This window comes from Chitinivibrionales bacterium (assembly GCA_014728215.1).
Taxonomy (GTDB): domain Bacteria; phylum Fibrobacterota; class Chitinivibrionia; order Chitinivibrionales; family WJKA01; genus WJKA01.
In genome coordinates this window covers 53748-67186 of sequence record WJLZ01000084.1, presented here as the reverse complement: position 1 = coordinate 67186, position 13439 = coordinate 53748, and the positions used below count along the sequence as shown (strand labels likewise).

The 13439-nt window shown below is 44.7% G+C and carries 15 protein-coding genes; 7 read left to right on the top strand and 8 right to left on the bottom strand.

What is annotated here, in order from left to right:
- Nucleotides 1–1046: hypothetical protein (locus GF401_06315; protein ID MBD3344658.1), on the bottom strand; the 1046-nt coding region annotated here is incomplete at its 3' end.
- Nucleotides 1047–1298: 252 nt separating this feature from the next.
- Here GF401_06315 and GF401_06310 point away from each other — a divergent pair.
- Nucleotides 1299–1784, top strand: a complete 486-nt coding sequence (locus GF401_06310; protein ID MBD3344657.1) for an HIT domain-containing protein — start codon at nt 1299–1301, stop codon at nt 1782–1784.
- A gap of 26 nt (nt 1785–1810) precedes the next feature.
- On the opposite strand, the gene GF401_06305 is transcribed toward GF401_06310, so the two are convergent.
- The 7 genes from GF401_06305 to GF401_06275 all read right to left on the bottom strand — a co-directional run bounded on the left by GF401_06305 (nt 1811) and on the right by GF401_06275 (nt 7714).
- Nucleotides 1811–2602: a hypothetical protein gene (locus tag GF401_06305; protein ID MBD3344656.1), complete on the bottom strand. Its 792-nt coding sequence runs from the start codon at nt 2600–2602 to the stop codon at nt 1811–1813.
- Nucleotides 2603–2685: 83 nt separating this feature from the next.
- On the bottom strand, nt 2686–2877 hold the full coding sequence (locus GF401_06300; protein ID MBD3344655.1) for a hypothetical protein: 192 nt from the start codon (nt 2875–2877) through the stop codon (nt 2686–2688).
- A gap of 254 nt (nt 2878–3131) precedes the next feature.
- Nucleotides 3132–3431 (bottom strand): hypothetical protein, encoded by a 300-nt coding sequence (locus GF401_06295; GenBank protein ID MBD3344654.1) that lies wholly within the window; start codon nt 3429–3431, stop codon nt 3132–3134.
- A 64-nt stretch (nt 3432–3495) separates the two neighbouring features.
- A complete protein-coding gene (locus GF401_06290; GenBank protein MBD3344653.1) occupies nt 3496–3741 on the bottom strand; it encodes a hypothetical protein in 246 nt (81 codons plus the stop codon).
- Nucleotides 3742–3777: 36 nt separating this feature from the next.
- Nucleotides 3778–5487, bottom strand: a complete 1710-nt coding sequence (locus tag GF401_06285; GenBank protein MBD3344652.1) for a hypothetical protein — start codon at nt 5485–5487, stop codon at nt 3778–3780.
- A complete protein-coding gene (locus GF401_06280) occupies nt 5478–7241 on the bottom strand; it encodes a BamA/TamA family outer membrane protein (GenBank protein ID MBD3344651.1) in 1764 nt (587 codons plus the stop codon). The genes GF401_06285 and GF401_06280 overlap by 10 nt, the downstream gene beginning before the upstream one ends.
- 74 nt (nt 7242–7315) lie before the next feature.
- Nucleotides 7316–7714 carry a TraR/DksA family transcriptional regulator gene (locus tag GF401_06275; protein ID MBD3344650.1) on the bottom strand — a complete coding sequence of 133 codons (399 nt, stop codon included), beginning with the start codon at nt 7712–7714 and terminating at the stop codon, nt 7316–7318.
- A gap of 227 nt (nt 7715–7941) precedes the next feature.
- On the opposite strand from GF401_06275, the gene thiC reads away from it, so the two are divergent.
- From thiC to GF401_06245, 6 genes are all read left to right on the top strand, one after another.
- Nucleotides 7942–9219 (top strand): phosphomethylpyrimidine synthase ThiC, encoded by a 1278-nt coding sequence (gene thiC / locus GF401_06270; GenBank protein ID MBD3344649.1) that lies wholly within the window; start codon nt 7942–7944, stop codon nt 9217–9219.
- 5 nt (nt 9220–9224) lie between these two features.
- Entirely contained in the window at nt 9225–10076 is an 852-nt protein-coding gene (locus GF401_06265; protein MBD3344648.1) for a methyltransferase domain-containing protein, read from the top strand.
- A 17-nt stretch (nt 10077–10093) separates the two neighbouring features.
- Entirely contained in the window at nt 10094–10276 is a 183-nt protein-coding gene (locus GF401_06260; GenBank protein MBD3344647.1) for a family 1 glycosylhydrolase, read from the top strand.
- A complete protein-coding gene (pyk, locus tag GF401_06255) occupies nt 10215–11651 on the top strand; it encodes a pyruvate kinase (protein MBD3344646.1) in 1437 nt (478 codons plus the stop codon). The genes GF401_06260 and pyk overlap by 62 nt, the downstream gene beginning before the upstream one ends.
- Nucleotides 11652–11750: 99 nt before the next feature.
- Nucleotides 11751–12509 (top strand): hypothetical protein, encoded by a 759-nt coding sequence (locus GF401_06250; protein ID MBD3344645.1) that lies wholly within the window; start codon nt 11751–11753, stop codon nt 12507–12509.
- A 143-nt stretch (nt 12510–12652) separates the two neighbouring features.
- Nucleotides 12653–13432: a hypothetical protein gene (locus GF401_06245; GenBank protein MBD3344644.1), complete on the top strand. Its 780-nt coding sequence runs from the start codon at nt 12653–12655 to the stop codon at nt 13430–13432.
- The last annotated feature ends 7 nt before the right edge of the window (nt 13433–13439 follow it).

Genomic DNA, 13439 nt, shown 5'->3' with positions numbered 1-13439 from the left:
CGGATATGGTTGTGAGTAATGTCGGGAATCGAATTTCGATAGATCTCTTCTACTTTCTTAAGTTCGTCAACCAAGGGGAAAAGATCCTGGAATTCACCGCTGTGTTTATTGATAAATGCTTCAAGCCGGGCGATATTTCCCCTATCGAACTGAACAAGGCTCCCCCGGGCAAGTCCTTTTAAAATTAAAATAACATCACCGGGGCTCATTGGAAGAAGGGGGAGAAGTGCCAGGCCGGCTCTGAAATCGACGGCAATCAAACCCTTGAGAGGTTCGTTATCAGTCGAGGTCTTTTTCAGACAATTCGGCTGACTTTTGCAGGTTGACCATTCATACTGCCGGGCAAACTCATAGGCGCCGATTTGATTAAGCAATCTCACGAATTCACGCATGAACTGCCTTTTTGAGCGGTACTCCGGCGAGCCGAGCAGCGAAGGGTCGATTTTTTTACCTTTTTGCCACATCGCCAGAACATCGAGATGATCATCAACTTCCAACCGCCAGGTACGTCCATCAACCCAGTCGCTTATTTCTCCACAGGAGCCCAGATGAGGATCCACAAAAGTGGCATGAACGTTATTGACCACATCTTCGGTGCCGAAATGGACTCTGGCCGCACGGCGGATCAGTTTCTGCCACAGTGCACCCGCCCGGGCTGCTGCAGGATTGCACTGGAGTTGAAATGGACCCTGAAAACCGATCCAGTAAAGCAGATTGCGGAAAAATATTGAGAATTTGGAAGGAGGAATCAGTATTTTCATGGCATAGGTCGATCCCGGCTCGATTCCTTCAACGGAACCGCCGTCTATCGAAACAACCTTTACTTTGTAAACCTGTCCCGCAAATCCGCCACCTACAAATCTATCGATACTCACACGGATTTTTGGCCGTGTTTTATCTAATGGGTTTGCTACAGGTTCAACTTCATATACAAGTTCATCGCCGACATCATACCGGTCAATCTGCATCGGACGGTATAGAGATGCTTCGTCGATTTGCTTTTTAAGCGTATTACAAACGGCAACAGAATATTCAACTGTGCTCATGTATTCCTCATTCTTACAGATGTTCGGGTGGTATTCTCACACTACAGCACTATTTTCTTTGTCGAGAAAAACAAGATAACAAAAATACTTCTCCGGAGCGGTGAAGATAAATATATAGGGTCGAAAGTTGAAAGTATAAAGTATATAGTTTAAGATTAATTTCCGGCAAGCAGTACCAGGTAATCATACCTGGAAAGTTAAATAGTATATTTTTACCTCTTATATTTGTGAAACTGAGAAGAAAGGCATACTATGAATTCAGACCGGCTATGGGCCCCATGGCGTAAGTCCTATATCACTGGTGTTGATAAAAAAGATAATGGTTGTATTTTCTGCGAGGTCCCCCGGCAAAAAAATGAACGCGAGGCACTTATTCTCCTTAAAGGTACCCTCAATTACATTATCATGAATCTTTACCCTTATAATAACGGTCATCTGATGGTTGTTCCCTATGAGCATACGGCCGATATGCTTTCTTTATCGGATGATACATCAAATGAGATGTGGAAACTTCTCTGTACCTGTAAAAAAGCGCTGTCACGGGCATTTAATCCGGATGGTTTCAATATCGGTATTAACCAGGGAAGGGTCGCTGGCGCCGGTATCGACCAGCATATCCATATGCATATTGTCCCCCGATGGAGCGGCGATACAAATTTTATGCCCGTGGTAGGTGAAACCAAAGTGATTTCACAAGACCTCTGGGATGCCTACGATGAATTGAAAAATTATTTTTAATTGCAGTGGCGTTCAGTTGAATACCCTTACTCTCGAGAAGAGAATGCCCCTCCTGCTGTTGTTTCCGGGAGACGTTGCGGTGCCTTATCGGGAAAGTATTGCCATGAGGTCATAATGCCCTTTTCAAGTTTGGCGTAGGTATATTTCCGAATCCACTCTCCGGTGTTGCAATAGCATTTGTCGCCCCACCGTATCAATTCGGGATGATGGGTATGGCCGAAAACAACAATGTCTTTTCCAGTGTCAAGAATCCTTTTCCCGTGTACCCGATATTCCTTGATTTTATCTGCACAAAGGCACAGTGAAAGAAACTTTCTGCTGTTGCCCGAGAAAAAAGTGGCCAAGGGAACGGCTATGTTGGGATGAAGTAATCGATAGAGCCGCTGATTAGTTTTATTCCGAAGAATTTTTCGAAGCATACGGTAGCTGATATCGGCTTTTAAGAGACCGTCACCATGAAATAAATGGATTCTTTTGCCCTGGAGTTCCATTTCTGCGTGGTCGCAGTGAATATGGAGACCGATTGTTTCTTGCAGAAAAGGTCCGATTGCAAAATCATGGTTGCCGGCAATATAATGAATATTCACTCCCTTTTCTACCATATTCCGCAGAGTATGAAGAGCTGGGAAATAATCGGGACGGATACTGTATTTGTATTCTATCCAGAAGTCAAACAGATCACCAAGAATAAACACATGGGTGGCATGTGAGGAGATTTCCCGGAAAAAGGTAAGAAGATGTTTTTCTCGCTGTTCATGGTTTGGGATAAATATTCCTAAATGAGCATCAGAGACAAAGTAAGCCTGTTCTTTCGACATCTGTATAATATAAATTCAGAAATAAGAAAAGAAAATTCTCTGGATTGAAATGAAGTTTCGTCCGGTCTGCTCTTGTCGATTATTTATTCCCAGAGATCCTCTGCATTGTCGATGTCGCTTGCTAATTCACGGAAATTTGCATTTTCAACATCCATATTGCCAAAGTCAAGCTCTCTCATGTCATCATCGAGCACTAAATCATCTTCCGCTTCCGCAAATCTCTCATCCATATCCCGCAATACATCGTCAGCATCGAATTGTTCATCGATTAACATCCTTCTTCACCTCCCTTCAGCCCAGGCCGGGTATAGAAACAAAATCATAAAGCACCGATGAAGTATAATGAATGTTTTTTTTAGGTGTCAATACTTTTCTTGAAAAAATATAATTTTTTATCTCATCAATACAGGAGGAATTGCTGCAAGGATATTGCAGGCAACCGGAACGATAATAACGGCAGTATTAGAGAATCGTATTGTTGACTGAAAATTGAGGGGGAAGTGCAGGCAAGTCAGGCATTAAAAGATCCTCAGCCTTTGCCGTCTTTACGAATTATATCATCTATTTCTTTTCTCACCTGAGCGTTATAAAGAAGTTCTTCGAGGTTATGGGCAACTTTTTTGCCCTCATTAATTACTTCCGAGCGTTTGGACAGTATTGCAAGTTCTATTTCCTTCTTCTTGTTTTCTTCCTTGCGGATTTTCAGCAACAAAATGGAACGTCCAAGAGAAATTCCCAGAAGAAGAATAAATGCCTGTATTATTAATAGAAAGTATGGATTTTCGGGTATCATGTACAAAGTCCCTTCAGCGTTAATCAATGAAGACACATCCTGTCTCTTTCTTTAAAATATCTCGGGAAAAGTTAAAAATCAATCCTTGTCCAAAGCTTTTTTATTTCCAATCATAGTCCCTGCCGTCAGGATATGTAATTGCTTTGTCAGTAAGTCGCCTTTTGAGAATATCTAGCCCCTGTGCAATAATATCATCACGATCCTGCGATATGCTGCTAAACCAGTTTTCGAGATCACTTCCTATTCTGGTATAACATTTGTCTCCGATATGATATTCTCCCAGTTGGATTTCCAGAGTACTCTTTTCATTGTCGATGATTACATTTCTGATCCATCGGATACTCATGAGTTCACATCCTTTGACTTGCATAACGAACAGTAACTACTCAAGGGCCGGAATATTCATAATCAGTATTCGGGCCTTATTTGAAAATACATCGTGTGGATGGTCCATGATCAGTTGTTCGAGGAGCGTTTTGCCCTCATTGATTCTCCCCGCCTCTATAAGAGCCTCTGCTCTGATATATTCCACTTCCGGTGAGACCGATTCATGGGGTATTTTGTTGAGGGTTATCAGCGCATTCTCAGGATCGTTTTTATTCATAAATGCTCTTGACAGTCTCAAGGCAATTGTTGCAATGACAGGTGGGGGATAGGTGGTGAATCCGGAAGATAAAACAACACTTCCGGGGTTTCCCGTATAATAAGCATGTTCTACCATTCCCCAGTCCTTAAAGGCATCAGGAAAATTTTTTATTCGACGGAACGTGAAATCATAATGAAGAACTTCGGCGGCATAGGGCCAGGCGGCTTGATAGTTCAGCGAATCGAGTTGAGCCTTGGCTTCATTTCCCTTACCGCTGAAAAGAAGTATTCGCAATTTCCACAGCGAGGCTTCCAGTTTATTGTTCCGCCATCGTTCCTTTCCGGTGACCAAAGATGTTGTTGTTTTGGCACTGTCGAGTTTGTTGGTGAAAATATACTGCCGGATAAGAAGTGTATCCCTGTTAATGGATGGGGGCATTGAGTTAATCAGCTTTGATGCACGGTCGTGAAGTCCGGCATTCTGATAAAGGGTAACAGCATTGATTTTATTTGAACTTTTACCTAACCCGGTTTTTTCCAGCCACCATATTGCAGAGTCAACAACACCCAGTTCCTGATAGGAATGGGATAAAAGGGTTGCGCATAGCACCTTGTCGTTCTTATTGTCCAGACGGTTGTAGGCGGTGCGAGCAGGATAAATCGTTTTCCCGAATGCATTCTGACGGTATCGTTTCATAGCCAGGGAGAGTAATTCATTTCCTATGGGAAGTGAATCCGATTCGGTTTCTAAAAGAACGGTTACTGCATCCTTGTCAAAATTGTGCTGCAAATAAAGTTTGGCAATCCATTGGCGGAATTGAAAGATTTCATCCGTCCTATGGAGTGTTTGAAGATAACAGGTCTTAAATGTGTTGAGCGCGGTGTGCTTTTCTTCAGGTGGGGCATCACTGATAATTTCACTTAAATCGTGTTGTGCCAGAGATTTTAACTGCGGTTCCTGCTTAATGATACGGCAGAGGAGTTGCGCCCCCTTTTCGTATTCTTCTAAAACCCCTTTTATTTGTGCCCAACGTATCAGATCGATACCGGTGAGGGGCATTCCATGGTCGAGTACGCGGAACAGGCTGTCGGCTTTGGCGATATTACCGGCCTGATGCAGGCGGGATATTGCCACTTTCAGTGGACCATTAAGCTTTTCCCACTGAGCAATTAAAGAATTCCAGTCTTCTTTGCTTTCCTTTCCGGTTTTTTCTCTGAGCGCACTGAAAAGGAGATCCCGTGAAAAAAAACCTTTTTTTTGAGTATATTGCTCGATCAGAATGGGTATTGAGGTATTTCTTTCTCCATAGGTAGAAGAATACCGGGATAAAAATAAGGAAAAGCAATTCGTGTCGAGTGCGGCAAGGTCGGGGTTTTTGAGGTGTGCTTTCCGTTTGGCCGGTGAAAGAGTGGACCAGGAAGAATCTGAATAGATACACTCAGCCTCGTTACTATGCACCAGAGCAAAGGCGGTTAGAATAATTAACGATGTTCTGATTATCTCCATGGAGTCCTCGATGCCAGGGGATTTTGAAAGAGTATATGTATACGACCGAATCCCCGGGTTTCTTCATAATTCCGTGCCCATTCCACCGATGCTGTTCCGATCCCGGTTGGAATCCGGATACCAATTCCGTATCCAAGCATTTCGATACGGGATTGAGTTGAAAGTGCCGACTTGCTTTTAAGGCCGGTTCCACAGTCAATGAAAATATATGCCGAGCCACGTTCTTTGAAGTAGAAAAGATATTCGCCTTGCATGTATGCTACTGTTTGAAGAGAAAACTGATTATCGGCATAGCCCCGGATTGAGTTATATCCCCCAACGCGATACAGCTCGACATCCGAAAGGTCTTTTTCTTTGGTAAAAAGGTTTTTGGCGGTAATGCGTGTTGCTATCGCCTGACGGGCAAGGAGCGGCACATGAAAATCTGCAGAAAAACCCAGGTGCCACCGCGAGTTGTTTTTACCACCTTTATCTGCAATACCGGTGCCGGTTTCAATAAAGAGACCCCTGGATAAATTACCGGCTCGATATCTTTCCGCCTTACGCATGAGAAGAAGGTCCGCTCCGTAAAATTGCCATGATTCGCGGATTAAATCCACATTTTCTTCCACTGAAGTCTCCTGACCCTTGAGTGCTACTCCCGCCTGCCACTGAGGTTTGAGTTCGGTAAGAAATATTCCTTTCCCATGGAGGTGACCGTATTCATTCTCCTTTATTTCAAGTCCGAAACCAATGTTTATAAAAAGCGGGAGACCAAAGAGCCAGGCTTTCGAAACATTCATTTCAAACTGCTGAAGATTTTTTTCGCCTTTATATGTCAGAACCGCCGATTCACCCCTTCCGAATACATTGAGAAGCGATACATCGAGGACCCCGATTAGCCGTGTATCGCTTTCGGATTGAAATGTAAGTGCACCATTAAGGCCCAGACCCGATTTGTCGGTGATAATAAAGGGAACTGCTACCCCCGGCTCATCTTCCTCCTGGTGATTCGGCCGGTCGAAGACTGTGTCTGATGCCGATTCCTTTTTCGTTCCGGGAGAACTATCGTCGATAATGGCAGGTACCCCTGTTTCCACAGAGGTGATATAATCGCGTGAAAGAAGTCGTCTGCGTGATTGCTCGATTGCATCAAGTGAAAACCGGGCGCCCTTCTTTGTGATAATATCATGGACAAGGACTTTTTCTTTGGTTGACAGTTCGCCCATGAACAGGGGGGATGCAAATCGATATGGCTTGTCTGTTTCGATATCGATAAAAACGGTAAGGGAAGAATCTGTTTTCTGATTTACGCTGTCGGGAAGAGATTTCCGGATATCCAGTGAAGCCCGGGCAAAAGGGAAGCCTCGATTGGCGGCAAAATGCACCGCTTTGTCTGCAATCAGGCCTACTTCTCCTGCCGCATAGGGGCGGGGAAATGAGAGCGTGGCCAGAGAATCAAAGGTACATTCAAGTGATGAACGGATTATAATGGTATCGATATCACTTCGGGGGCCGGCCGAAACTTTCATTGTATCACCGGAAACAGTATCGAACGTGGGAGAAAAATAGCCAAGCGAATCGAGAAATAGGCTAATTGCAGCTATTTTTTCCCCTGTGGCGCTTTTCCGGACCTTGCGGAAAAGCGCGATTCTTTTCGGAACCGGTTCTCGAACAATTGCGGTGTGGGTACTGTCGTCAAAAATGAAAGGTCGGCTGAAAACGCAGTATGGTATGCAGGTGACAGTAATACTTCCTGCAATAAACAACCTCAAAAAAATATGATGTTGCAGAACTGCTTTCAGGCTGGTCCGAGTCCCAATAGGTACCGCCTTTGGTAAGTATGGAATTAATGGCCTTTTAAGCGTTGCTTCTCGAGTATTTCTTTGCCTTGAACCGAATACTTTGCCACCGGAACTTCTTCCAGGCGTTCCAGTGGTATCAGCTCTCCGGTCACCTTGCAGATTCCATAAGTACCTTCCTCGATGCGTTCCAACGCCTCATCGATTTGCTCAAGATACTTCTGCTGACGCTCTGCCAAGCCCATGGAAAACTCGCGATCGTATGATAACGAAGCAACATCGCCAAGATGGTAGCTGTAGCGGGAATTTTCTCCCGACTGATCGCTGATCGAATTTTTTAGATTGCTCTGGGAAAGCTCTCCCACTTCTTCAAGAACTTTCTGTTTTTCCTGAGTCAGTTTCTTTTTGAAATGGTCCAACTCTTTTTTTGAATATTTTTTCTTCACGGTATGCTCCCTGTCAGAGGTCCCATAATAGAGAATCGTGTAAAATAGATGATGCGCTTGCTGCACACAATTCCGGTAAATCTACGGCGCTGATAAAAATACTACCGGCGCCTGTTTAACAGAATAACCTGCGTGAAGTATTTTTATAAATAGGTTACTACGAATTGGAATTATTCGTTATTATCGCAATTGTATTATTTCTTTAAATAGTAAAAGGCTGAAAGTTCATGACACGAGTCGAGAATGCTCGAAACGGCACCATTACCGATGAAATGAAATCTGTTGCAGAAAAGGAGAACCTTGATCCGGAAATTGTCAGGCAAAGGGTTGCCGACGGTTCGGTGGCAATTGTTCGCAATATCAAAAGGGACATTCCTCCCCTTGCATTGGGCCGGGATACAAGGATAAAAGTTAATGCGAATATCGGCACCTCATCATCGATGGCTCAGGTTGATGAAGAACTTGAAAAGATGCGGGTTGCGGTTAAGCATGGCGCCGATGCGGTTATGGATTTATCCACGGGTGGGGATATCGTCAAAATCCGTTCTATTCTGCTTTCCGAATGCCGGGTGGCTGTTGGAACCGTCCCGCTCTATGAAATGGCCTTTGTTGCCAGTGAAAAAGGGAGATCCGTATTGGATCTTTCAGCCGATGAAATGTTTGAAGTGATAGAGAGTCATTGCGAGCAGGGGGTCGATTTTCTAACTCTTCACTGCGGTGTGACCATGGAGACGGTAAAAAGGTTTAAAGAAGCCGGCCGTCTTGCCGGGGCTGCCAGCAGGGGAGGGACAATCATGATGGAATGGATTCATCGAAATAAAAAAGAGAGTCCCTTGTATGAACATTTTGACCGGCTTTGCGATATTCTTGCCCGTTACGATGTTGCCGCCAGTCTTGGTGACGGATTTCGTCCGGCCGCGCTCAAAGATGCTACCGATCGGCCGCAAATCGATGAACTCGTCGTTCTCGGCGAGTTGGTAAAAAAGGCGCGGGAGAAAGGCGTTACCGTTTTCGTTGAAGGTCCGGGGCATGTTCCTTTGAATCAGGTCGCCGCAAATATGCAGGTGCAGAAAACCCTCTGCGATAATGCGCCATTCTATGTGCTTGGCCCTCTGGTTACTGATATTTCTCCCGGTTACGATCATATTACCGCGGCTATCGGCGGTGCTGTTGCTGCAATGGCCGGTGCCGATTTTCTCTGCTATGTTACCCCAGCCGAGCATCTGAGGCTCCCTTCTGTTGATGATGTCAAAGAAGGTGTCGTTGCTTCCCGGATTGCCGCTCATGCCGCTGATGTCGCTCGGGGAATACCAGGCGCAATCGAATGGGACAATGCACTTTCTAAAGCAAAAATGGATCTCGATTGGGAACGGTTTATCTCTCTGTGTATCGATCCGGATAAGGCCCGCAAATACCGCGAGTCACTTCCGGCAAACGACAGCGAATTGTGCAGCATGTGTGGTGAATTCTGCGCAATTAAACGAACTAGAGCGGTTCAGGACTAAATTGGATGCTCTCATACCGCCTCACTTTCCCTGTCGATCCCACAATAAAAGAACGAGCTCTCGGTATATGCTACAGTTCCGGCATGGAGGGGTGTCAGGAAGAAGGCCGGGGTGATGACGTTATTCTCACCTGCTGGTTCAATGATTTCCTTTCATGTACGGCTGCAAAGAGTTATATAAGTCGAATTCTGAATCCTGAGTGGATAAAAGAAATACCGGTCGAGGACCAGGACTGGAATGCACGATGGCGTGAATCGATTCAGCCGGTGAAGGTAACCGATTCAATCTGGGTATCACCATCGTGGAAACCTCCGCAATTACAGGCCGGAGAGAAATGGATCAAACTCGAACCGAAAATGACATTCGGTACCGGACATCACGAAACCACCCGTCTGGTGGCATCGGTAATTGAGGCCGAAAGGGGCCGCATTCCTAATACCACATTTCTCGATATCGGTTCAGGAACCGGTATTCTCTGTTTTATTGCCGATTGTCTGGGGGCACAAAAGTGTCTCGGAATAGAGATCGATCGCAATGCATGGGAAAATATCGCCGAAAATCGCAATGCAAACCCATCAAGGGGAACGGTTGATTTCGTTGTCGGCACGCTCGATTCCGTGGGAAAAAAAGCAGCCTTCGACTGGATTGTCATGAATATGTTGCGTGTTCATTCCGGACCTCTGGTACAGAAAGTGAACAATCTTTTGAAACCTTCAGGTACCTTTGTCTGGTCCGGACTGCTTCTCGTAGAGAAAAAGGCTGTCATTCAAGATGCCGGGAATGCGGGATTCCGTTTGTGCGCCGAAAAACAACTTGACGAATGGTGGTGCGGTGTGTTTGTCCATTCGGGCAGATAACAGATTCTTAATTCTTTCTGCTCCTGTCATGGCACCGAATTTTACCGGAGGGTATCGGGGACGTTAACAGCAGAGGACTGGATTTTTATGATGCTCTGGTTCCAATTACGAAGCTTAAACGTAAAGGAGTGACAATTTATGGACTTTTCAATAAAGAAAGCGAAAATCGTAGCGACACTCGGTCCTGCATCACGGTCTAAAAAGCAGATTCGGTTATTGCTTGGCAAAGGGGCTGATGTTTTCAGGATCAATTTTTCGCACGGCACCCATGACGATCATCGGGAAACGCTTGAGAATATCGCTCAAGCCGGAATCGGTTTAAAAAAACATCCAGGTATTTTGGCCGACTTACAGGGACCGAAAATCCGGACCGGCAAAACCGAAAGCGATTCTTCCGTTGTGCTGATTAATGGGCGTTCGGTGTTGATTCGTCCGGGAAAGGGGCTCTGTAATGCCGACACAATTTATGTCGATTATCCGGCTTTGATTGATGATGTAAAGGCCGGACAACACATTCTTATCAATGACGGAGCAATTGAGTTGACGGTAAAAAAAGTTGATATAAAAGAAAACGCGCTTCACTGTAAAATCCTGAATACCGGAACCTATTCATCACGTAAAGGTGTTAACCTGCCCGACAGTGAGTTGAGTATACCGTCGATGACCCCTAAAGACCGGCGGGATCTGAAATTCATTCTTGAAAAGGAGGTCCATTATATCGCCCTTTCATTTGTTCGGATGGCCGAGGATTTGACCGAAGTCAACAATGCGGTCAAACGTTCGAAAAAACCGATCAAAGTTCTGGCAAAAATCGAGAAACCTGAAGCGGCCGAGCGGGTCGATGATATTTTGAATGTCTGTGACGGCATCATGGTGGCACGGGGAGATCTGGGGGTAGAAACTTCACCTCAGGAAGTTCCGATTCTGCAAAAACATCTGATCACCCGGGCCAACGAAATGGGGAAACTTGTTATTGTCGCCACGCAGATGCTTGAGTCGATGATAAACAGTCCACGGCCCACAAGAGCCGAAGCAGCCGATGTCGCCAATGCAGTACTCGATCGCACCGATGCACTTATGCTTTCGGGGGAAACCGCAGTAGGCTCCTATCCCGCAAAAACAGTCACCATGATGGAGCGTATTATTTCTACTACCGAAAAAAGCACTTATTATCCCCGTGATATTACAGACCTTTCTTTGAAATATCGATATCCGCCGTATGCTCTTTGTGAAGCGGCTGCCTGGGCGGGCAAAGATCTTGATAATGTGCCGGTGCTTGTTTTTACCGTGAGTGGAAATACCGCGTTATATCTGTCGAAAATCAGAACCCAGTCACATATTTTCGGCTTTTCGCCTGATCCTGCAGTTGTTTCGCTCCTGGCCCTTGCATGGAATGTAACCCCATTTCTTATCGATTTTGATAAAAATATCGTCTCGTTGCAAAAAAAGGCGGAACAGATTCTTCTGAAAAGCAAGTGTGTGAAAAAAAACGATCTGGTGCTTGTTCTGAGCGGTACGACACCTGCCAGGGGCGCAACCAATTTTTTGCGGGTAAAAAAGGTTGGTGAACTGTAAGCAAATACCCGCCCATGACCTCTCAGTTTCTCTCGATACACATTGCACTTCATCCTCACTCATCATATACTACTAGGGATGTACCGGAAAAAAACAACAGTGCTCGTGCGCATGCATGCCCCGGGAATTCTGGCTGTAATTCTGTTTGGCTTCATTCCTCAATCTTTTTCACAGAAACAGCCGGAACTTGCCCAGCGCTCTCCCTATTCGATTCCTCTTGCCAAACTGAGCGTAAGTTTTGAAGAGAATACGTCAGTTTGTGAGAAAGTGAAAGTCTATTATGAAGGCTCAGAAGATTATCAGGTTATTACCGCAGTAAACGATTATTCAATGAAAGTGCATCGGAGAGGAACCGAGAAAACCATTTACCGTGAGCATATCGCCCGGGCTTTTATGCTGACCGATTTCGAGGCCGAAGTGCTGGGTGATGTTGTTAAAACGTTTATCTCAACGCTTGAAACATTTGAGAAAAACCTGCAGAAGCAACGATGGGGAAGATGTCTCTATCTCGACGGATATTTTCCGCGATTTCTCGAAGGGTTTTATTATCTGTATACTTCGGCACGCAATTCTTCAGAAGCCCTGCCTGAAATCAGTCTGGTCCCCGATTCGTTATATGAAGTTTCTTTGGCATCTGTAAAATCGGATAAACGGATTAATGCATGGAAAAGCGATAAAGAGCAAATAATCAGATTGAGAATTATAACAAAAGAATTGATATTCCAGCTGAAAAGACTTCAGAAAAAAGAGCTGGCGAACAGAAAACGAAATCCCGAAATATCATACGGAGGGGAGTTTGAAGAGGTATTTGCTCTGTTTATCAGGAACTACTTTGGATTGAAATCTCTTAAAAAGTAGTCTTTATGTATCCGGATAATTTCCCCAGCTCTCGATAGACTGTTAAAATCCTGCCGGGTTTTTATGAAAATGCACTATATTATCTGATTTTGAAGGCCATTTTTATTATATTTGAGAGACAAGTGACATCGACTAAAAAACATATGGCTCTGAACCTGGAAAAATTGTCTCTTTCTGCTTTTCGGATATTTTTTCTCCTCGGTGTGTCCTTTTCTCTTCTCTGGGGGGTAGAACCCCGTGAGTCTTTTGATATTCCACTGGCTAAATTGAGCGTTGCTAAAGATGAGGTTTCGGGGCAATTCGAGAAAGTTCGTATCACCTATTCCGGCGATCAGGATGTCTGGACTATATCACGAATCGATGACACCTATTCGAAACATACCCGACATGGTATAAAAAAGGAGATTTATAAAGAACGTGGACAAAAATCATATATCATTTCCGATTTTGAAGCGGAACAGTTAGACAAGGTGTGCAAAACCTTTATCAAGACCCTGAACGGTCTGGAAAAGGACCTTCAGCGCGAGCGCTGGGGAAAATGCTTATACCTCGATGCCTATTTTCCGCGTTTTTTAAAGGGCTTTTATTATCTGGTCTGCGCAGCTCGCAATTCTCAAGGCGCCCTGCCGCCTGTTGCCCAAATACCCGATGAACTCTTTGATGTCTCTTTACGTTCCCCAAAATCCGATGCCAGAATTGGGAAATGGAGAGCAAATCCCGAATATATTATCAGGTTGCGAATAATCATCAAGGAACTGATATATCAAACAAAACAGTGGCAAAAGAAAGAACTCACCAATTCACGGCGTAATCGGGAAATTGCCTACAGCGAAAAATTCGAAGTTGCCTATGCGATTTTTATCCGCCTCTATTTCAATCTCAAACCTCCCCCAAAATTCCCGAAAAGAGGAAAACATCTGTAAGCCGGAT

What these genes read in the sequence shown, in the direction of transcription:
- GF401_06285 (MBD3344652.1), bottom strand. Translation starts at nt 5,487, where the DNA reads ATGGAGATAATCAGAACATCGTTAATTATTCTAACCGCCTTTGCTCTG.
- GF401_06290 (MBD3344653.1), bottom strand. Translation starts at nt 3,741, where the DNA reads ATGAGTATCCGATGGATCAGAAATGTAATCATCGACAATGAAAAGAGT.
- GF401_06245 (MBD3344644.1), top strand. Translation starts at nt 12,653, where the DNA reads ATGGCTCTGAACCTGGAAAAATTGTCTCTTTCTGCTTTTCGGATATTT.
- pyk (MBD3344646.1), top strand. Translation starts at nt 10,215, where the DNA reads ATGGACTTTTCAATAAAGAAAGCGAAAATCGTAGCGACACTCGGTCCT.
- GF401_06305 (MBD3344656.1), bottom strand. Translation starts at nt 2,602, where the DNA reads ATGTCGAAAGAACAGGCTTACTTTGTCTCTGATGCTCATTTAGGAATA.
- GF401_06265 (MBD3344648.1), top strand. Translation starts at nt 9,225, where the DNA reads ATGCTCTCATACCGCCTCACTTTCCCTGTCGATCCCACAATAAAAGAA.
- GF401_06310 (MBD3344657.1), top strand. Translation starts at nt 1,299, where the DNA reads ATGAATTCAGACCGGCTATGGGCCCCATGGCGTAAGTCCTATATCACT.
- thiC (MBD3344649.1), top strand. Translation starts at nt 7,942, where the DNA reads ATGACACGAGTCGAGAATGCTCGAAACGGCACCATTACCGATGAAATG.
- GF401_06300 (MBD3344655.1), bottom strand. Translation starts at nt 2,877, where the DNA reads ATGTTAATCGATGAACAATTCGATGCTGACGATGTATTGCGGGATATG.